Here is a 19,186-nt window from a genome sequence, read left to right as displayed (position 1 = left end):
TCACAGGGCAGTGAGGTGTCCGGGCGTCGGGGACGGCTCCGTCGGCGCGTGCCGGGACTCCAGGGCCAGAACGGCCGCCACCGGGTGCTCCTCGTGCGGTTCCCCGTACGCCTTCCCGTACGCCCCCTCGTGCGCCGCCACGGCCTCCGGCTCCCGGATCCCGGCCGGTGCCGCCCTGGTCAGCAGCACCACGCCCCGCGCCGCGACCAGGGCCCCCGCCGCCGCGAGCAGCACGCCCGCGGTCCCGCCCCGCAGGCCCTCGCCGAGGAGGGTGAGGCCGATCAGGGCGGCGGCCAGGGGGTTCGCCAGGGTCACGACCGCGAGGGGCGCGCCCAGGCCCCCTCGGTAGGCCGTCTGCGAGAGCAGCAGGCCGCCGACGGCGAACGTGGCGACCAGGAGCGCCACCACGACGACCTCGGCGTCCAGGAGGGAGCCCGAGCGGTCGGTCGCGGCGACCGTGACGGTCTGGGTGAGCGCGGAGGCGACGCCCGAGGCCATGCCGGACGCGCCCGCGTGGCGCAGCCCGGGCCTGGTGCCGGGCCGGGAGAGGAAGCCGATCAGGGCGGCGGTCGCGCCGGCCACGGCCACGGCCTCCGGGACGCTCAGCACGTCGTCGGGGGCGGGCCCGGACGCGGCGACCAGGATCGCGGCCAGCCCGGTCAGCGTGAGCGCGGTGCCCCGCCACTCCGTCGCGGTGACCCGGCGCCCGGCCAGCCGCGCCCCGAGCGGCACGGCCGCCACCAGGGTGAGCGCGCCCAGGGGCTGCACGACGGTCAGGGGGCCGTACTTCAGGGCCACGACGTGCAGCAGCGCGGCGCCCGCGTTGAGCGCGACGGAACTCCACCAGGCAGCGCTGGCGAGCATCCGTGCGACGCCCGCATCGGCGCTGCGGGAGGCGAGCCGCTCCTGGGCCACGGCGGCGGCCGCGTAGGCCACGGCGGACACCAGGGACAGGGCGACGGCGACGAGGGTGGCGTTCATCGGCCGGCCCCCACCAGGACGGGCTCCTCGGCCGGGGCGAGGGCCGTGGAGCGTCGCCGGCCGGCGGTGCTGCTCGTCCGGTGCGGCCCGGGGACCACGGCGAGGGCGGCGGCCAGCAGGGTGCCCGCCACGATCGCGTCCAGCCAGTAGTGGTTGGCGGTGCCGACTATGACGAACAGGGTCACCAGCGGGTGCAGCAGCCACAGCGCACGCCACCGGGAGCGGGTCGCGGCGATCAGGCCGACCGCGACCATGAGGGCCCAGCCGAAGTGCAGCGAGGGCATCGCCGCGAACTGGTTGGCCAGGGAGTCGGTCGCCGGCACCGCCGAGTACACAGTCGGCCCGTACGTCTGCCCGGTGTCCACCAGCCCGGCGGCGTCCAGCAGCCGCGGCGGTGCCAGCGGGAACGCGAGGTGCAGCAGCAGGGCGGCGGCGGTGAGGGCGGTCAGGACCCGGCGCGCCCAGACGTAGTGCGCGGGGCGCCGCAGGTACAGCCAGACCAGGAAGGCCACGGTGGCCGGGAAGTGGACGGTCGCGTAGTAGACGTTCGCGAGGTGGACCAGCGTGTCGCCGTGCAGCAGCGCGGCCTGCACGGAGCCCTCGTCCGGCAGGCGCAGGAGCCGCTCCCAGTCCCACACGAGGTGGGCGTTGCGGTAGGCCTCTGCGGTGTGGCCGTCGGCCAGCGTCCGGCCGAACTTGTAGACGAGGAAGAGCCCTGCGACGAGCAGGAACTCACGGACGAGCGGCGGCCGCGCTGTCGCGGCGGTCCGCTCCTCAGCAGGCTCGGTGCGGCATTCCATCCCCCGGCCCTTTCACTGACGGCGCTGGTGGCGCTGGTTCCCTTGGCGGTACTGACGATCGATACGGGTGGGTACCGATACGCGGAAGTACCGATACGCGAGTGTACCGATACGCCACTGTACCGAAACGGAAGGGTACCGAAACGAGTGGGTACCGAAACGGGTAAGTTCCGAAACGATTAGGTATCGATACGGAGCTGTACCGATACGATGGCGTTCCGGTACAGTGGCGTACCGGCAGGCCTTTCGGCAGGGGACGACCGAAGGAGACACGAGTCATGACGTCGCAGGCAGCGGAGGGGCCGGAGACGGCCGTCGCCTCGCGCCGCTCCAAACTCACACCCGAGCGTGAGCAGGAGTTCTTCGACGCCGTGCTCGAACAGATCAGAGAGTGCGGCTACGACTCGGTGACCATGGAGGGCGTCGCCGCGACCACGCGGTGCAGCAAGTCGACGCTCTACCGCCAGTGGCGAACCAAGCCCCAGTTCGTGGCGGCCGCCCTGCGCGCGCGCCGCAGCGTCCGTTTCGCGGAGATCGACACCGGCAGCCTCGCCGGCGACCTGCGCGAGGTGGCCCGGCACGCGGGCCAGGGCCATGTGCTGGAGGGGCGGCTGTTCCAGGCGCTCGGCCACGCCGCCGTGCAGGACGACGAACTGCGGACCGCCCTGCGGGACGCGCTGGTGGAGCCGGAGATCGACGCGCTCCGGACGATGATCGCCCGCGGAGTGGCCCGGGGCGAGGTGCCCGCGGACCACCCGGCGCTGGAGTTCGTCCCGGCGCAGATCTTCGGTGTGCTGCGCGCCCGGCCGGTCCTGGAGGGCCGGGACGCGGACGAGACGTACATCATCAAGTTCATGGAGGCCGCCGTGCTGCCGGCGCTCGGCCTCACGTGAGACTCAGGACGCCGTCCGCGGAGCGATCCCGGACGGCGTCCTGATCGCGCCGCACCGTGGGGACGGGGGCGGCGCGTACCCCCCGGCCGGGTGGGGTTCCTCCGGAGCGGAGAGGAATCCCACCCGGCCGGCCTTCCCGGACCGGGGCCGGGTGGGCGGGCCGTGGGGGTCACACCCCCTGACCGCTGCCTCCTCCGTCGATCGACGCCTCCTTGATGCCCTTGGTGATCTCGTCGATGACCGACTGCCTGGGCGCCTTGTCGCTCACGTCGACCCCGAAGCGGACCACGACGAGCCGCTTGGAGTCGGCCGGGGAGGGGAAGGCCAGCGATTCGACGTAACCGTCGTCGCCCTTGCCCGTGACCACCTTCCAGCGGACGTAGTAGCCCTTCTCGCCGGCCACGGTCACCGCCTTCGACGCCAGCTCCTCGTGCGAGGTGATCTTCCCGTAGCCCTCGGTGCCGTACGCGTCCTCGGCGGCCTGGGCGATGTCCTCCTTGGCGGCCGCCTCGGCCGTGGTGGCCTTCAGCTTCAGCAGTTCGGCGGGCGAGGAGTAGGCGCCGCCGCGCGTGCAGGTCTTGGTGGCGTCGGCCGGGCACTTGTACGACGCCTCCGTCGTCACCTGCGCACCGGCCCGCAGGGGCGCGCCGAGCCAGCCGTCGGGCACCGGGATGCTGATGCCGCTGGTGGTGTCGGTGGCGTACCCCTCCTCGATCTGCGGAGGCTGCCCGGAGCCGTCCGGCGCGGGGCTCTGGCCGTCGGAGCCACCGGAACCCCCCGGCCCGCCGGGTCCGCCCCGGCCGTCGGAGTCGCCGCCCCGGCCACCGTCGTCGCCGCCGTTCTGCCCGCCCGAGCCCTGGGAGGTCGTACTGCCGTCGCTCCCGCGGTCGTCGCCGGCCAGCGCGTACACGCCCACACCGATGCTGACCAGCACCGCGGCGGCCACCCCGATCGCTATCCCGATCCGGAGGCCGCGCCGGGGAGCGGGGGCCGGGTACCCGGGGTACCCCGGATGCCCCCCGGCCATCGGCGGGTAGGGGCCGGCCCCCGGGGGGTACGGCCCGGCGGCCGGCGGATGGACCGGGGGCCCGAACCCCCCGGCCGAGCCCACGGGCCGGACCTGGTCCGTCCACGCCTTGCCGTCCCACCAGCGCTCGGTGGCGGGCGCGTCATTCGTCTGGCCGGGGTCGGGGTACCAGCCGGGAGGAGTCACCTGCGTCATGGGGCAACCGTATGAGGCCGGAGTGAAAACCGGATGAGAGGGGACGGTTATCGGCCCGCCCACGGCACGATTCCGCCTCGGAACCGGTCAATTACCAAGCCCATCATGCCTTTTCCGAGCCAACCTCCTTAATTGGCTTCCAACCGGGCTATTTCGGCCGCGGCTGTTCACTCGCAGGCCGGTGGATTCCCGCGCGAGAAGCCGAGCGCCCCGCTCCGGGGCGGCCCACGGCCCACGGCTCGCGGCTCACCGCAGCACCAGCCGCACCGGGGGCCGCACGTCATCCGCCCGCGCCGACCCGTACAGGCCCCGTCGGCCCGGGGGGCGCGAACTCCGTCATCACCGACACCGCGCCGCCGAACCCGCCGCCTGCGGAGAGCCCCTGCACCACCCGGAGGAAGGTCGGCAGCCAGGGAGCGAGGGCGCCGACCGTGTCGTAGGCGGGGAGCGCGCCGATCAGCGTCGTCGCCGGCGTCATCGGGACGATCACCAGGATCAGCACCGGGCGGCGGCCCGGCCGGTCACCGAGCCTGGCGAAGAGCGCGGCGCCCACCGGCCGGAAGAAGAACGCCGGCGCGACTGCCCGGCCGGGGCGGGGTGAGGGTCCTGGCCGGGCGCGGATGCGGTCATGGCGGCTTCTACAGCAGTGAGGACCCGTCTACACCGGGAAGGTCGGAAAATCAGCCTCGGGGCACGGGCAGTTGACTGTCCGTCACCTCCAACGGCACAGGTGGGAACCCGGATGCGTCGTCCGCCGGCCGCCCGTTGTCACCCGACACGGCAACAGGTGACCGGACCCGCCTCCACTTGGGCATTCAGGGGGCTACGCTCAATGACCTGTGCATCGTTCGGGCGACCTGGGGAGGTAGCGGGATGACGGAGGCACGGCCCGGCGCGGCAGCCTCGGCCTCCCTGTGGGAGCGGGACGTGGAGATCACCGCCGTGAAGGAGGCGATCGACGAACTCCGCGCCGACCAGGCGTCACCCGGGAGCGTCCTGGTCTTCGACGGCGAGGCGGGCGTCGGCAAGACCGCCCTGCTCACCGAGGCCCGCCGGATAGCCGAGGAGCGGGGCTGCACGGCCTGGTACGCACGGGGCGGCGAGACCGTCACCTCCGTCCCCTTCAACGTCGTACGCCAGTTGCTCCAGCCCGGCCTGCTCGGGCTGATGGAGGAGGAGACCCGCGAGTACCTGGGCGACTGGTACGACATCGCCGGACCCGCCCTGGGGCTCGCCGAACCCGGCGCGCGCCAGCCCGACCCCCAGGGCGTCTGCGACGGCCTGGTCGCCGCCGTGAACCGCCTCGTGCGCAGGGCCTGGCCCCTCGTCCTGCTGATCGACGACGTCCACTGGGCCGACCAGGAGACCCTGCAGTGGCTGTCCGCCCTCGCCGACCGGCTGAGCGAGATGTGCGTCCTCGTCGTGATGGCCTTCCGCCCCGGTGAGGCCACCGGAGAGCGGGCCGAACTCATCGCCCGGGTCGCCGCCAAGGCCCGGCCGGTCAGCACCCTCAGCGCCCTGACCCCCGCGGCGACCGCCGGGCTCACCCGCGCCACGGTCGGCCGGCACGCCGACGACCCGTTCTGCCGCGAGGTGTGGGCGGTGACCGGCGGCAACGCGTACAACACCGTCGAGCTTCTCGCGAAGGTGAAGGACAGCGAGCTGGAGCCGGTCGAGGACTCGGCCGCCGAACTGCGCGCCCTGAACCGCTCGGCGCGAGGCCACGGGCTCGTCGCCCGCCTCGAGGAACTCGGCGTCGAGGCCACCCGCTTCGCCTGGGCGGCGGCCATCCTCCACACCGGCATCACCGTGGAGATCGTGGCACGCCTCGCCAGTCTGTCCCTGGCCAAGGCGCGACTCTGCGCCGAACTGCTGACCTCCGCCCGCATCCTCACCGAGCCCGATCCGGCCAACCGTCAGGTGGACGCCGGAGACCTGGAGATTCGTGCACCCGCTCATCGCCACCGCCGTCTACGACTCGATCCCGCCCGGCATCCGGACCGCGTTCCACGGAGTCGCCGCGACGGCCGTCACCGAGTCCGGGCGCGGTGCCGCGGCCGCCTCCCGCCACCTCATCGAAGTCCATCCGGACGGCGAGGCCGACCTGGTCGAACAGCTGCGGGCCGCCGCGAAGGAACACCTGGCCGTGGGCGCCCCGGACGCCGCCCGCCGCTGTCTGGAGCGCGCCCTCAAGGAACCTCCCCTGCCGGACGTCCGGGTGCGTGTGCTCTACGAACTGGGCTGCGCCACCCTGCTCACCTCCCCGGCCACCACCGTCACCTACCTCCGCTCGGCACTCGCCGAACCGGGACTCGACAACGCCGAACGCGTGGACGCGGTGTTCCGCCTCTCCCAGGTGCTGGTGCACAACGACCAGCTGGACGAGGCCGTCCGCACGGTCGACGCGGAGATCGCCCGGCTGGATCCGGGACCCGCCCGGATGCGGCTCCAGGCCGCGCGGTACATGTGGGAGGGCGCCCACGCCGGCGAGGAGCTGCCGCCGACGCACTCCCAGGAGCTCGCCGCACTGGCCGCGACCTGCACCGGCCGGGACAACTCCGAGCGGGCGATGCTCATCCTGCGCGGCTTCGACGCGATGACACGCGGCGAGAACGCCGAAGAGGTGGTCGAACTCTGCGACCGCGCGCTCGTCAACGGCCGCCTCGCCCCCGGGCTCGGCTGGACCGACTCCGAGTGGGGCATCGAACTCCTGCTGATGCTGGCCACCACGTACGCCTACGCCGACCGGCTCGACCGCGCGGAGAGCCTGTACACCGAGGCGTTGCGGACCTACGAGTCCGACGGCTGGAGCGGCGGCCATCTGGCCCTCGCCCACGCCTATGTCGGGCTCGGACACCGCATGCGGGGCCGTCTGCGGGACGCGGAGGCATCCCTGCGCAAGTCGCTGGTGCTCGCCGAGAGGGTCGGTCGCGGACTGCCCCTGTACTGGACCACGACCTGCAACCTCGTCGACACCCTCCTCGTCCGCGGGCATGTCGAGGAGGCATGGAAGGTCGCCGAGCAGTACAACTTCGCCCCGCCGTACCCGTCCACCATCGTGCTGCCCGAACCCCGCTCCGTCCGCGGACGGCTGCTCCTCGCCGTCGGCCGCACCAAGGAGGGCATCAACGAACTGGAGGCCGCCGAGAAGGCCACGGCCGCCCGGGGGCACCACAACACCGTGTCGGCCACCTGGGGCGGAGCCCTGGCCCGGGCCCTCGCCACCGAGGATCCGCGCCGCGCCGCCGAACTCGCCGCGAGCGTGCGTCGCCGTGCCGAACGCTTCGGCACGGACACCGCCATCGGCGAGGCACTGCGCGTCGAGGCGGCGCTCGCCACCGGCCGCAACGCCGTCTCCCTCCACACGCAGGCGGTCACCTATCTGGCCGCGTCGCCCGCCGCGTACGAGCACGCGGCGGCCCGCGTCGAGTACGGCACCGCCATCCGCTCGGTGTCCGAACTCGAACGGGGCCTGACCCTGGCCGAGTCCTGCGGCGCCGACGGTCTGGCCCGGCAGGCACGGGAGGCGATCGACCGCCTCGGCTAGGGCCCTTCTGACGGATCTCCGCGGCGTCGCGACGCCCGGCACGCCCTCTCGCCGCACCGGGCGAAAGACCGAGTACGTCCCGTACGAGGTCTTCCGCCCGGCACGCCGGGAGCACGCACCGAACGCCGCTCCTTCTCCCACGGAGATCCGTCAGAAGGACCCTGGCCCGGAGCCGGTCTCCCGACCCCGGGCGGGCCGCTCAGTCCTCGTCCTCCTCCGCCAGCACCCGTTGAGCTGTGGCGAAGGCCGAGTTCGCCGCCGGCACCCCGCAGTAGACGGCGCTCTGCAGCAGGACGGCGCCGATCTCCTCCGGGGTGAGGCCGTTGCGGCGGGCGGCGCGGATGTGCATGGCCAGTTCGTCGTAGTGGCCGTGGGCGATCAGCGCGGTCAGCGTGATCATGCTGCGTTCGCGGTGCGACAGGGTGGGGTCGGTCCAGATCTCGCCCCAGGCGTAGCGGGAGATGAAGTCCTGGAAGCGGGCCGTGAACGGTGTCTGCCGCGACTGGGCGCGGTCCACGTGCGCGTCGCCGAGGACCTGGCGGCGCACCTCCATACCGCGGTGCGCATAGCCGTCGAAGTGCCCGCGCAGAGCGGCCAGTACGGCTTCCGGACGTTCGGCGGGGGCGAGGTGGGAGGCGCCGGGGATCTCCGTGAGCGACGACCCGGGCACCGCGTCCGCGATCTCCCGCAGATGCGCGGGCGGGGTCGCCGGGTCCTGCCGGCCCGCGACGAGCAGCGTGGGCGCGGAGATGCCCGGCAGGTCCTCACGGATGTCGAAGGAGGCGAGCGCGTCGCAGCAGGCGGCGTAGGCCGCCGGGTCGGCGTCGCGGTGGTCGTCGACCAGCGCCGGCACGGTGAACCCCGGTGTGAACCAGCGCGCGTCGGCGGTCTCCGCGAGCCCCGCGAGCCCCTCCCGGCGCACCAGTTCCGCCCGCTCCCGCCACGGCCGGGACCCGTTGAAGTGGGCCGAGGAGCAGATCACGGCGAGGGAGGAGATCCGCTCCGGGTGGTGCGCCGCCAGGTGCAGCCCGACCGCGCCGCCCAGGGAGACCCCCGCGTACGCGAACCGCTCGATGCCCAGCGTGTCCGCCAGGCCGAGCACCAGGGCGGCCAGGTCACCGACCGTCGCCCCCGGAGCGATCAGACCCGCCGGTGAACCGCCGTGCCCCGGCAGGTCCCAGCGGATCACCCGGTGCGTGATCGACAGCTCGGGCGCCACCTTGTCCCACAGCCGGGTCGACGTGCCGAGGGAGGGCCCGAGCAGCAGCGGGGGAGCGGAGGCCGGACCCTCCGCACGGTGGTTGAGGATCTTGTCGGTCAACGTCGCTCCAGAGCACGGTCGGTGAGGGTTGCGGCGGAGCCGGTGTAGCGCCTGGGATCGACGAGATCCGCCAGGTCGAGGCCGAGGCCGCTCAACTCCGGCTCCTCGGACAGCAGTTCGCCCAGCGGGCGGCCCTCGGCGTGGACCCGCCGGGCCGCCCGGGTCAGCAGCTCCTTGGCGCGGGCCCGGCCCAGGACGGGGGCCAGCTCGGCCGCCAGCCGCTCGGAGACGATCAACCCGTGGGTGAGGTCGAGATGGGCGCGCATCACATCGGCGTCCACCCGCAGCCCCCGCGCGAGGTCCACCGCGTCCCGCGCCGCGCCGCCGGCCAGGCGCAGCAGATCGCGCAACGGCTCCCACTCGGCGTGCCACGCCCCGGCCGGCCGCTCGTCCTCGGCGGCCAGCGCGCCGTACAGGGCCGCCGCCAGCTGGGGAGCCCGCCGGGCCGCCGCCGCGATCAGCGTGGACCGTACGGGGTTCGCCTTGTGCGGCATCGCCGACGAGCCGCCCCCGCTGCCCTCGGCGACCTCCGCGATCTCCGTCCGGGCCAGGACGAGCACATCCGCCGCGACCTTCCCGAGGGCGCCCGCGGCGAAGGCCAGCGCCCCGGCGAGGTCCGCGACCGGGGTGCGCAGCGTGTGCCAGGGCAACTCGGGCTCGCGCAGCCCCACTTCACGGGCGTACGCGGCGACGAGGGCGTGGGTGGTGGACGCATTTTCGGCGCCGGTGCCGGCTGCCGCGTTCTCGGTGCCGGAGCCGGCCGCGTTCCCGTCGTCGGTCGATTCGTCGGTCGATTCGTCGGTCGATTCGTCGGTCGACTCGTCGGTCGACCGGAAGACGGTGAAGGCCGCCAGCGTGCCCGCCGCGCCCCCGAGCTGTGCGGGCAGGCTCGCCCGGACGACCGCGAGCCGGTCCCGGGCGTCCAGCACCAGGGAGCGCCAGCCCGCCGCCTTCAGCCCGAAGGTCGTGGGCACGGCGTGCTGGGTGAGCGTACGGCCCGGCATCACGGTGTCCCGGTGCGCGGCCGCGAGGGCGGCCAGCGCGGACTCCGTGCGCCCGAGGTCGGCCAGGATCAGGTCGAGGGTGCGGGCGGCCACCAGCATCGTCGCCGTGTCCATGATGTCCTGGCTGGTCGCCCCCCGGTGGACGTACGGGCCGTAGGGGTCGCCCACCGCCTCGGTGAGGTCCGCGACCAGCGGGATCACCGGATTGCCGCCGCCGCGGGCGCGCTCCGCGAGGGACCGTGCGTCGAAGGCGGCGGCGTCCGCGGCCGAGGTGACCGCGGGCCCGGCCGCGGCGGGGACCAGCCCCAGCGCGGCCTGGGCGCGGGTCAGCGCGGCCTCCGCGTCGAGCAGCGCCCGCAGATAGGCGGTGTCGCCGGTCGCGGCCGCGGCCGGGGAGCCGGTCCACCCGGGGGCGAGCAGACCGGTGTCGGCGTCAGCAGAAGTCACTGGAACTCCAGGAAGACCGTCTCGCCTTCGCCCTGAAGGCGGATGTCGAAACGGTAGGTGCCGTTCCCCTGCTCCTCGGCGATCAGCGTGCTCCGGCGCGCCTCGTCCACCCGGGAGAGCAGCGGGTCGGCGGCCAGCGCGGCCGGGTCGCCCGGCAGGTAGATCCGGGTGAACAGGTGGACGAGCAGACCGCGCGCGAAGACGCACACGCTGAGGTACGGCGCGTTCCGCCCGCGGGCGCCGGGCCGCAGCGTTCGGGCCATCCAGTGGCCGGACGCGTCGGCCTGGACACGGCCCCAGCCGGTGAACTCCACGCCGTTGCGGCCGAGGAAGCCGCCGCTCGCGGGGTCGCGCCGCATGGCGCCGTCGACCCGGGAGAGGTTGCCGTCCGGGTCGGGGCCCCACAGCTCCAGGAAGGCGTCCGGCAGCGGGTCGCCCGCACCGTCGAGGATGTGGCCGTGGAGGGTGATCGTGTCGGGGTGGCCCACGGGGGCGATGTCGCCGCCGCCGGGGAAGGGCAGGGCGTGGCCGTAGAACGGGCCGACCGTGTGGGACGGGGTCGGGAGCACCGTCTCCGGGCGGCTGGTGTCGATCTTCGTCATGGCGGGTCAGCGTCCTTCTTCGATCCAGGTGGCCTGCGGGCCGTCCAGCACGATGTCCCAGGCGTAGCCCATCGAGAACTCCGGCACGGACAGGCTGTGGTCGTAGGTCGCGACCAGCCGCTGCCGGGCCGCGTCGTCCGTCACCGACTGGATGATCGGGTCGTAGGGGAACAGCGGGTCGTTCGGGAAGTACATCTGCGTCACGAGCCGCTGGGTGAAGGCCGAGCCGAAGAGCGAGAAGTGGATGTGAGCCGGCCGCCAGGCGTTGACGTGCTGGCGCCACGGGTAGGGGCCCGGCTGGATCGTCGTGAAGTGGTAGTGCCCCTGGTCGTCGGTCAGGGTGCGGCCGACACCGGTGAAGTTCGGGTCCAGGGGTGCGTCGTGCTGCTCGCGCTGGTGGGCGTAGCGGCCGGCCGAGTTGGACTGCCAGATCTCGACCAGTTGGCCGCGCAGCGGGCGACCGGCGCGGTCGAGGAGCCGGCCGGAGACGGTGATGCGCTCGCCGATCGGCTCCCCGTCGTGCTGGCGGGTGAGGTCGTTGTCGATCTCGGTGATGTCCCGTTCCCCGAAGGCGGGCGAGGCCAGCTCCACCAGCTCCGGGTCCTGGGTGACGTCGATCCCGACGGGCGGCTGCCTGGGGTGCCGCAGCACCGAGGACCGGTAGGGGGCGTAGTCCCGGCGCGGCTGGTGCTCCACGGGCGCGCCGTCGGCGACGCGCTTGGCGTAGGCGGCGTGCTCGGCGGCGATCTCCTGGTCGATGTCCGCTTGGGTGAGTGTCATGGCGGTTCCTGACGTCTTGTCGGGCTCGTCGAAGGCGGGGCCCCGGGGCAGGGCGGGGGCGGGGGTGGGGGCGGGTCCCCGGGCCGCCTCGGTTGGTCTCGGCTCATCTCGGCGATTTAGTCAGCGCACTGAGTATTGGGGTGAAGTTTCGTTTACGCTGCCACTCCCTCCGTCCCCTCGTCAAGGCCCATGAGGGCGGTGAAATCACTCGTGGGCGGGCATCTGGACACACTCTGCCGGATGTCGGATGCTTATTCAGTGCACGTACGAATCGTCACTGACAGCTGACAGCTGATGGCGGCGGCGCACGGTGTCCGACTCATTCGAGCCGAGGAGCGAACATGGCCGCGGTGGACCTCTCCGCCCATCCCGGGCACCTCGCCCGGCGGCTGCAGCAGGCGCACTACCTGCTGTGGAACGCGATGGTCTCCGAGGAGATCACCTCGCCGCAGTTCGCCGTCCTCAACACGCTCGTCGCCGAGCCGGGCCTCGACCAGCGCACGGTGGGGGAGCGGGTGGGGCTCGACCGTTCGACGATGTCCGAGGTCATCAGCCGGCTCGGGCGCCGGGGCCTGCTCGACAAGGTGCGCGATCCGCAGGACGGGCGGCGTTTCCTGCTCCGGCTCACGGAGGACGGCGTGCGCACGCACCGCAGGCTCACGGTGCGGACGGCCCGGATGAACCAGGTGTTCCTGGCGCCGCTGTCGGCCGACGAGCAGGACCTGTTCTTCGAGCTGATCCGGCGGGTGGCCGACGCGGCGGAGGAACTGCGCAGCCCGGCCGAGTCCTCGGGCGCCCGGTAGAACGACAGATCTCACGCCTTCACGTACACCACCCAGACCTGGCCGCGCGCGAAGTCCATCGGCGCGCCGTCCGCCGTCGTGAAGGTCGTGCCGTCCGTCGCGTCCTCGCGCTCCCAGTGCGCCTCGAAGACCCGGCCGTCCCGCAGGACCTCCGCCCGTCCCGCGCCGACCGTCTGCGTGTACGGGGTGTTGTTGCCCAGGTAGTCGCGGAAGCGGGACGGGCGGATCGGCACGTGCTGGACGACGACCGTGGCGGGGGCGACCCGGGCGCCGTCGGTGGTGATCGTCGGGGTGCCGTCCATGGAGACCTGCCAGCGGTTGCTGTCGCCGGACCAGGTGAAGGTGAAGCGGGCCGCCGGATAGCGGACGGTGCGGGAGTCCTCGGGAGTGCCGCCGTCGGGGGCGGGACCGTGGCGGAAGCCGGTGGTCAGGGCGCCGGGGCCGGGCGGTGGGCCGACCAGCTTCTCCGGGCGCAGATACAGGTTGTGCGGCACGGGCTTCTCGTCGCCGCGGTAGTACGCGCCGCCGGCGTCCTCGGGAGTCTTCGCGTGCAGGGGCGCCCGGTCTATCAGGGGCAGGAGCTTGCTCTGCGCGCCGGAGAAGGCCAGGGTCGGCTCGTGGAACTGGCGCAGCAGCTCCAGATCGGACTCACGGGCGCTGCGCACCGGGCCGACGCTCGCCGGGAACCTCGTCGCGTACACGGCCATCAGCCGGCTGAGACCGCCCTCGACCTGCTCGGCGTAGACCACGTCGGCGGCGTCCAGGCCGGTCTGCGGGCGGGCGGCCGAGACGTTGTCGATCTTGACGGCGAGCACGGAACCCACGGGCGACGCACTGGCCCGGTCGTCCCCGCCGCCGTCGCTGCGTCCGTGCCCGCCGTCGCCCTCCGAGCCGGTCCCGGTACAGCCCGCGAGCAGGGCGGCCGCGGCCAGGGCGGCGAGCAGTGCCCCTGTCGTCGCGCGGCGCCCCGCCCGCGCCCGCGGTCTTCTGCCGGTCGTGCTCGTCTCGTCCATGATGTCTTCGATTGTGCGCTTATTGGTTAATGGATGGCCATACCAGTTCGTTTCTGACTGGTTCGTGGACGGGCTGTCGGGTACCCGTGCCGGACTCACCGACCGAGGCAGGAAACGGAGTGTGGGCGCGATGAAGGCAGTGACGTGGCAGGGCAAGCGGGACGTACGCGTGGAGACCGTGCCCGATCCGGTGATCCAGGAGCCGACGGACGCGGTCATCCGGATCACGTCCACCGGGCTCTGCGGCTCCGACCTGCACCTGTACGAGGTGCTGACCCCGTTCATGACGCCGGGCGACATCCTCGGGCACGAACCCATGGGCATCGTCGAGGAGGTCGGCGCCGCGGTGCCCGACCTGGCGGCAGGGGACCGGGTGGTCGTGCCGTTCCAGATCGCCTGCGGGGCTTGCTGGATGTGTCTCACCGGCCTTCCCACCCAGTGCGAGACCACCCAGTGCACCGGCGAGGGCATGGGGGCAGCCCTCTTCGGCTACACCCGGCTGTACGGCGCGGTCCCCGGAGCCCAGGCCGAGTACCTGCGCGTCCCCCAGGCGCAGTTCGGCCCGATCAAGGTGCCGCAGGGGCCGTCCGACGACCGCTTCCTGTACCTCTCCGACGTGCTCCCCACCGCCTGGCAGGCGGTCGAGTACGCGCACATCCCGCCCGGCGGCAGTGTCGCCGTGCTGGGCCTCGGCCCCATCGGGGACATGGCCTGCCGGGTGGCCCTGGAACGCGGTGCCGAGCAGGTGTTCGGAATCGACCTGGTGCCCGAGCGGCTGCGCCGGGCACGCGAGCGGGGTGTCGAGACGTTCGACCTGCGGGACTACGAGGACGAGAAGGACCTGGTCGCCGCGGTCCAGGACCGCACCGCCGGACGAGGGCCCGACTCCGTGATCGACGCCGTCGGCACCGAGGCCCACGGGAGCGCGGCCGCCCGGCTCGTCCAGAACACGGCCGGGCACCTGCCCCGCGCGCTCGGCGCACGTGTCGCCGAGCACTTCAGCGTGGACCGGCTGGCGGCGCTCTACACGGCCATCCACCTCGTACGACGCGGTGGCACCATCTCGCTCTCCGGTGTGTACGGCGGCAAGGTCGACCCGCTGCCGCTGCTGACCATGTTCGACAAGCAGATCCGGCTGCGCATGGGCCAGGCGAACGTCCGCACCTGGACCGACGACATCCTGCCCCTCCTCACGGACGGTGACCCCCTCGGCGTCGACGACTTCGCCACCCACCGGGTGCCGCTCAGCGACGCGCCGCACGCGTACGAGATGTTCCAGCGCAAGGAGGACGGGGCGATCAAGGTCGTCATGGAGCCCTGACGCGGAGCCCTGTCGCGGACCCCTGACCGGTGCCGGGGCGGAGGCCGTTAGGGACCGGCGTCGGGGCCGAGGATCTCCGCCAGGTCGTAGGTGACCGGCTCCTCCAGCTGCCCGTAGGTGCAGCTCTCCGCCGTACGGTCGGGGCGCCAGCGGCGGAAGCGGGCCGTGTGGCGGAAGCGGACGCCGTTCTCCATGTGGTCGTACGCGACCTCGGCGACCCGCTCGGGCCGCAGCGGCACCCAGGAGAAGTCCTTCTTCGCCGACCACCGGCTCGGTGCCCCCGGCAGCCGGGCCGTGTCGTGCGCCGCCTCCTCGGCCCACGCCGCCCAGGGGTGCTCCCCCACGTCCTGAAGGCGCCACGGCTCCAGCTCCGCCACCAGTTCCGCGCGCCGCTTCATGGTGAAGGCCGCGCAGACACCGATGTGCTGGAGGGCGCCGCCGGCGTCGTACAGGCCCAGGAGCAGGGAGCCGACCACCGGCCCGCTCTTGTGGAAGCGGTAGCCGGCGATCACCACGTCCGCCGTCCGCTCGTGCTTGATCTTGAACATGGCCCGTTCGTCCTGCCGGTAGCGCAGATCGAGCGGCTTGGCGATCACCCCGTCCAGACCCGCCCCCTCGTACTGCTCGAACCACCGCTCCGCCAGCTCACGGTCCCTGGTCGCCGGAGCCACGTGCACCGGGGCCGTCACCTCCGACAGGGCCAGCTCCAGCAGCGCGCGCCGGTCGGTCAGCGGGACGTCGAGGAGCGACTCGTCGTTGAGGGCGAGCATGTCGAAGGCCACGAAGGAGGCCGGAGTCGTCTCCGCCAGCATCCGGACACGGGAGTCGGCGGGGTGGATGCGCTCGGTCAGGGCATCGAAGTCCAGATGACCGCCCCGCACGATGACGACCTCGCCGTCCATCACACAGCGCTCCGGCAACCGCTCGCGCAGGGCCGCGACCAGCTCGGGGAAGTACCTGGTCAGCGTCTTGCCCGTCCGGCTGCCGATCTCCACCTCGGCGCCGTCGCGGAACACGATCGCCCGGAACCCGTCCCACTTCGCCTCGTAGTGCATGGCCGGCGGGATCTTCGCCACGGACTTGGCGAGCATCGGTTTCACGGGCGGCATCACCGGAAGATCCATGCTCCGATTCTGCGACCGCGCTCCGGGCGCCGCGCGGTGGAATACGCCGGGTATGCGGCTTTCCTCCGCTCCGCCTACCGTGGCTCGCATGGGCGAAGCGGTGGAGCTGGAGGCGGCGGGGCGGACGGTACGGCTGTCGAGCCCGGGAAAGATCTTCTTCCCGGAGCGCGGCTTCACCAAGCTGGACCTCGCCCGGTACTACATCGCCGTGGGCCCCGGCATCCTGCGCGCCCTGCGCGACCGGCCCACCACGCTGGAGCGCTACCCGGAAGGGGTCGCGGGCGAGAACTTCTTCCAGAAGCGGGCCCCCAAGAACATGCCCGACTGGATCCCCACCGCCCACATCACCTTCCCCAGCGGCCGCAGCGCCGACGAGATGTGCCCCACCGAGGTCGCCGCCGTCGTGTGGGCCGCCCAGTTCGGCACGCTCACCTTCCACCCCTGGCCGGTCCGCCGCGCCGACGTCGACCGCCCCGACGAACTCCGGATCGACCTCGACCCCCAGCCCGGCACCGACTACGGGGACGCGGTGCGCGCGGCGCACGAACTGCGCGAGGTGCTGCACGAGTACGGCGGGCTGCGCGGCTGGCCCAAGACCTCCGGCGGGCGGGGCCTGCACGTCTTCGTGCCGATCCGGCCGGACTGGACCTTCACCCAGGTGCGCCGGTCGGCCATCGCCGTGGCCCGCGAACTGGAGCGCCGGATGCCCGAGCAGGTGACCACGGCCTGGTGGAAGGAGGAACGCGGCGCGAAGATCTTCGTCGACTACAACCAGACCGCCCGCGACCGCACCATCGCCTCCGCCTACTCCGTACGGCCCCACCCGCACGCGCCCGTCTCCGCCCCCCTCACCTGGGACGAGGTCGGGGCCGCCGTGCCGCGCGACTTCGACCTGGGGACCATGCCGTCGCGTTTCGCCGAGGTGGGGGACGTCCACGCCGACATGGACGAGCACGCGTTCTCGCTGGAGGCGCTGCTGGAACTGGCGGCGCGGGACGAACACGACCACGGCCTCGGGGATCTGCCGTATCCGCCGGAGTACCCGAAGATGCCGGGCGAGCCGAAGCGGGTGCAGCCGAGCCGGGCCAGGAAGGGCTGACCCGCCGCCCGTGAGGCGCGGGCGGGACGAGTGACGGGGAGGAGCGCAGGCGTCCCGCCCGTCACGCGGTGCTCCCCTCCGGACCGGTCCCCGCGCCGGACTCCAGGACCGTGACCGTGCGCCGGCAGTCCCTCAGCAGCTCCTCGTCCGCCGTGATGTCCTGGCGGGGGTCGGCGGACCCGTCGTGGTGATGGCGGCGCGGTGACGCCAGTTCCGCCCGCAGCAGGGGAAGCGCCGGGGCCGCGGCGGCGCCCATCTCGGCGAGGCAGGCCGCGATCGACGGCCGGAACCCGGGATCGGCGGTCCAATGGCGCAGGAGGCGCGGCAGAGCCGCCTCGGTGTCGGCGGTCACCTGCCAGAGGGCGATCGCGGCACGGGCGGTCCCGTCCGCCGTGCGCAGGACGTCGCCCAGGGGCGCCGCCGCCGGACCCAGGGAGCCCAGCAGCCGCAGGGCGAGGTCGCGGACGGCCCGGTCGCCGGACTCCAGACCGGACCGCAGGGCGGGCAGCGCCGTCGCGGTGTCCCCGGTCGTCGCCCACAGGGCGTGGGCGGCTGCCAGGCGGTCGTCGGGGGGTTCGGCCTCCCGGGTCAACTCCCGCAGCAGCGGCGCCGTTCCGGCCGCCGCCTCGCCATAGCGGGACAGGGCGCGCAGCACGCACCGCCGCGCCGTCCCGCCGCCCCCGCTCGCGCGCAGCCGTCCGACGAGCAGGTCCAGCGACTCGGCGTGCGCGATGAGGCCCAGCCCGCCGACGAGAAGGTCCCCGGTGGCGCTCCGGTCGTCCGGCCCGAGCGCGGCGAGCCGGTCGTGCAGCACGGGCCCCAGTTCGGCGGCCGTCCCGGGGTCGAACGCCCGCAGCCACCGCTGAAGATGCGCCGGCGGTTCGGGGAGCCGGCCCACTGCGGACCGCACCGCGTTCACCATGCGCTCGTCGCCCTGGAGCGCCAGCAGGTCGATGGCCCTGCCGAACGCCATGTCGTCCCAGGACAGGCCCTGTTCGTCGCCCCGGGTGCCCGACGAGAACTCCATGAGGAAGTCCACCACCTCATCGGTGACGGCACCGGTGATCGGGGCGAGATCGCGCAGCTCGCCCAACGCGGCCCGGCACAGCCCGAGGTCGGGCTCCCGCAGCTGCCGGGCGAGCGCGGTCACCGGCTCGTCGTCCCGGGCCCGCCATCCCCGCAGCACCTCGCCGCACATGGCGATCGCCCGCAGGCGCCGCTCCCGGTCGGGGCTGCCGAGCTGGTCGATCAGCAGCGGGAACCGTATGTCGGTCCGGTCGCCCAGCGAGCGGTGCAGCCGGCGCAGGATGTCGTGGGTCTCGTCGGCGTCCGCCTCCGCGTGCCGTGCGGCCTCCAGTTCACGCAGATGCGACACCAGCGTGGGCGTCCGGGGCCGCTCCGGTGTCGGGCCGGGCGTCCCGGCGGCGGACGTCCGCCGCTCGTACGCCTGCCCCAGCACCTCGACGGCGATCTCCGCGGTGTCCTCGGGCAGCGACCCCGGCGCGCCGTGCGCCAGATGATCGAGCGCGGTCAGCCGCGCCTCGGGGGCGCAGTCGTCCCGTCGGGCCGCCGCGCCCAGCACGGGACCGGCCCGCTCCGCCACGTCCTCCCCGTGCCTGACGGCCAGTTCTCCGACCGCGTCCACCAGCGCCAGCTGAGCCCCCGCCTCCCGCTCGTGCGGCAGCCGGGCGCTCAGCGCGGTGAAGGCACGCGCCGGATCCGGGTGCACCAGGGCCAGCGCCGCGGCCGCAGCCGCCCGTACCTCCGGGTCAGGGTCGGCGAGCAGCCCGAGGAAGACGTCCGCACGCGCGCGCACCCCCTCCCAGGCGTCCAGGAACGGCCGGACGTACGCCGCGTCCTCCTCCTCGTCCTCGAAGAGACCGCCGACCTCCTCCGGGTCGGGTTTCTCCTCGCCGTCGCCCCCGATGCTGCACAGCAGGTGCACGAGGGCGGCGCGGTCGGCCAGGCCCTCCCGCGACGCCAGCTCGAACAGGAACGGGATGCAGGCCACGGTGCTGCCGTACACGTCCCCCTGGTGGTGCACCGCCCCGTACATGCTGTCCAGCGCGAGGTCCCGTTCGGCGGGGTCGTCCGACGCCAGACCCCGCAGCAGGTCCGGGACGTCGGTCGCCGAATCGGTGTACGCGTGTCCCATCGACGCCCAGTCGACGTCGTCGATCCCCGTGAGCACACAGCCTCCCCGTCGCACGGCAGTGGCGTACGGCAGCC

Annotated in this window: 14 protein-coding genes and 2 pseudogenes; 5 read left to right on the top strand and 11 right to left on the bottom strand. The window is 73.5% G+C overall.

Translation table 11 applies throughout. The features are described from left to right. Together SCAB_RS06530 and SCAB_RS06525 are read right to left on the bottom strand one after the other, a co-directional pair. Positions 1–981: a DMT family protein gene (locus tag SCAB_RS06530; protein WP_012999259.1), complete on the bottom strand. Its 981-nt coding sequence runs from the start codon at positions 979–981 to the stop codon at positions 1–3. Further along, a complete protein-coding gene (locus tag SCAB_RS06525) occupies positions 978–1,781 on the bottom strand; it encodes a phosphatase PAP2 family protein (protein WP_012999258.1) in 804 nt (267 codons plus the stop codon). Before SCAB_RS06525 ends, SCAB_RS06530 begins: the two co-directional genes overlap by 4 nt. A gap of 278 nt (positions 1,782–2,059) precedes the next feature. Here SCAB_RS06525 and SCAB_RS06520 point away from each other — a divergent pair, with 278 nt between their 5' ends. Further along, complete coding sequence (locus SCAB_RS06520; RefSeq protein WP_012999257.1) at positions 2,060–2,674, top strand: TetR/AcrR family transcriptional regulator; 615 nt, start codon at positions 2,060–2,062, stop codon at positions 2,672–2,674. A gap of 169 nt (positions 2,675–2,843) precedes the next feature. Here the strand turns inward: SCAB_RS06520 and SCAB_RS06515 are convergent, their stop codons facing one another. Next, a complete protein-coding gene (locus SCAB_RS06515; RefSeq protein ID WP_037725479.1) occupies positions 2,844–3,896 on the bottom strand; it encodes a DUF2510 domain-containing protein in 1,053 nt (350 codons plus the stop codon). Between the two features lie 294 nt (positions 3,897–4,190). Next, a pseudogene (locus SCAB_RS06510) lies at positions 4,191–4,473 on the bottom strand (MFS transporter); the annotation flags it as partial. 296 nt (positions 4,474–4,769) lie between these two features. On the opposite strand from SCAB_RS06510, the pseudogene SCAB_RS06505 reads away from it, so the two are divergent. Beyond that, positions 4,770–7,443: pseudogene (locus SCAB_RS06505) on the top strand (ATP-binding protein). A 199-nt stretch (positions 7,444–7,642) separates the two neighbouring features. Here the strand turns inward: SCAB_RS06505 and pcaDC are convergent. Genes pcaDC through pcaH form a run of 4 tightly spaced genes read right to left on the bottom strand, consistent with a single transcriptional unit; the run spans position 7,643 to position 11,597 of the window. Then, the gene (pcaDC, locus tag SCAB_RS06500) at positions 7,643–8,764 is read right to left on the bottom strand and encodes a bifunctional 3-oxoadipate enol-lactonase/4-carboxymuconolactone decarboxylase PcaDC (protein WP_012999253.1); all 1,122 of its coding nucleotides are present in this window, start codon (positions 8,762–8,764) and stop codon (positions 7,643–7,645) included. After that, the gene (locus tag SCAB_RS06495) at positions 8,761–10,215 is read right to left on the bottom strand and encodes a class-II fumarase/aspartase family protein (protein ID WP_012999252.1); all 1,455 of its coding nucleotides are present in this window, start codon (positions 10,213–10,215) and stop codon (positions 8,761–8,763) included. The genes pcaDC and SCAB_RS06495 overlap by 4 nt, the downstream gene beginning before the upstream one ends. Further along, on the bottom strand, positions 10,212–10,817 hold the full coding sequence (pcaG, locus tag SCAB_RS06490) for a protocatechuate 3,4-dioxygenase subunit alpha (protein WP_012999251.1): 606 nt from the start codon (positions 10,815–10,817) through the stop codon (positions 10,212–10,214). The genes SCAB_RS06495 and pcaG overlap by 4 nt, the downstream gene beginning before the upstream one ends. 6 nt (positions 10,818–10,823) lie before the next feature. Further along, on the bottom strand, positions 10,824–11,597 hold the full coding sequence (gene pcaH, locus SCAB_RS06485; protein ID WP_012999250.1) for a protocatechuate 3,4-dioxygenase subunit beta: 774 nt from the start codon (positions 11,595–11,597) through the stop codon (positions 10,824–10,826). A 341-nt stretch (positions 11,598–11,938) separates the two neighbouring features. Here pcaH and SCAB_RS06480 point away from each other — a divergent pair, with 341 nt between their 5' ends. Continuing rightward, complete coding sequence (locus SCAB_RS06480; protein ID WP_012999249.1) at positions 11,939–12,400, top strand: MarR family winged helix-turn-helix transcriptional regulator; 462 nt, start codon at positions 11,939–11,941, stop codon at positions 12,398–12,400. An 11-nt stretch (positions 12,401–12,411) separates the two neighbouring features. On the opposite strand, the gene SCAB_RS06475 is transcribed toward SCAB_RS06480, so the two are convergent. Next, entirely contained in the window at positions 12,412–13,413 is a 1,002-nt protein-coding gene (locus tag SCAB_RS06475) for a DUF3048 domain-containing protein (protein WP_012999248.1), read from the bottom strand. A gap of 130 nt (positions 13,414–13,543) precedes the next feature. Between SCAB_RS06475 and SCAB_RS06470 the strand changes: the two genes are divergently transcribed. Further along, positions 13,544–14,734: a zinc-dependent alcohol dehydrogenase gene (locus SCAB_RS06470; protein WP_041670407.1), complete on the top strand. Its 1,191-nt coding sequence runs from the start codon at positions 13,544–13,546 to the stop codon at positions 14,732–14,734. 47 nt (positions 14,735–14,781) lie between these two features. Here SCAB_RS06470 and SCAB_RS06465 read toward each other — a convergent pair whose 3' ends face one another. Then, complete coding sequence (locus SCAB_RS06465; RefSeq protein ID WP_012999246.1) at positions 14,782–15,858, bottom strand: ATP-dependent DNA ligase; 1,077 nt, start codon at positions 15,856–15,858, stop codon at positions 14,782–14,784. A gap of 88 nt (positions 15,859–15,946) precedes the next feature. Between SCAB_RS06465 and ligD the strand changes: the two genes are divergently transcribed. Continuing rightward, a complete protein-coding gene (ligD, locus tag SCAB_RS06460) occupies positions 15,947–16,957 on the top strand; it encodes a non-homologous end-joining DNA ligase (RefSeq protein WP_012999245.1) in 1,011 nt (336 codons plus the stop codon). 61 nt (positions 16,958–17,018) lie between these two features. Here the strand turns inward: ligD and SCAB_RS06455 are convergent, their stop codons facing one another. Further along, entirely contained in the window at positions 17,019–19,148 is a 2,130-nt protein-coding gene (locus tag SCAB_RS06455; RefSeq protein WP_012999244.1) for a HEAT repeat domain-containing protein, read from the bottom strand. Positions 19,149–19,186 lie beyond the last annotated feature (38 nt).

The organism is Streptomyces scabiei 87.22 (assembly GCF_000091305.1).
GTDB classification, from domain to species: domain Bacteria; phylum Actinomycetota; class Actinomycetes; order Streptomycetales; family Streptomycetaceae; genus Streptomyces; species Streptomyces scabiei.
Note: the sequence above shows the minus strand (reverse complement) of the source record. Positions and strands in the feature narration are given on the sequence as shown.

Coding starts and splice junctions, on each gene's coding strand:
- SCAB_RS06530 (WP_012999259.1), bottom strand. CDS start 981: ATGAACGCCACCCTCGTCGCCGTCGCCCTGTCCCTGGTGTCCGCCGTG.
- SCAB_RS06525 (WP_012999258.1), bottom strand. CDS start 1,781: ATGGAATGCCGCACCGAGCCTGCTGAGGAGCGGACCGCCGCGACAGCG.
- SCAB_RS06520 (WP_012999257.1), top strand. CDS start 2,060: ATGACGTCGCAGGCAGCGGAGGGGCCGGAGACGGCCGTCGCCTCGCGC.
- SCAB_RS06515 (WP_037725479.1), bottom strand. CDS start 3,896: ATGACGCAGGTGACTCCTCCCGGCTGGTACCCCGACCCCGGCCAGACG.
- pcaG (WP_012999251.1), bottom strand. CDS start 10,817: ATGACGAAGATCGACACCAGCCGCCCGGAGACGGTGCTCCCGACCCCG.
- pcaH (WP_012999250.1), bottom strand. CDS start 11,597: ATGACACTCACCCAAGCGGACATCGACCAGGAGATCGCCGCCGAGCAC.
- SCAB_RS06480 (WP_012999249.1), top strand. CDS start 11,939: ATGGCCGCGGTGGACCTCTCCGCCCATCCCGGGCACCTCGCCCGGCGG.
- SCAB_RS06475 (WP_012999248.1), bottom strand. CDS start 13,413: ATGGACGAGACGAGCACGACCGGCAGAAGACCGCGGGCGCGGGCGGGG.
- SCAB_RS06470 (WP_041670407.1), top strand. CDS start 13,544: ATGAAGGCAGTGACGTGGCAGGGCAAGCGGGACGTACGCGTGGAGACC.
- SCAB_RS06465 (WP_012999246.1), bottom strand. CDS start 15,858: ATGGATCTTCCGGTGATGCCGCCCGTGAAACCGATGCTCGCCAAGTCC.
- ligD (WP_012999245.1), top strand. CDS start 15,947: ATGGGCGAAGCGGTGGAGCTGGAGGCGGCGGGGCGGACGGTACGGCTG.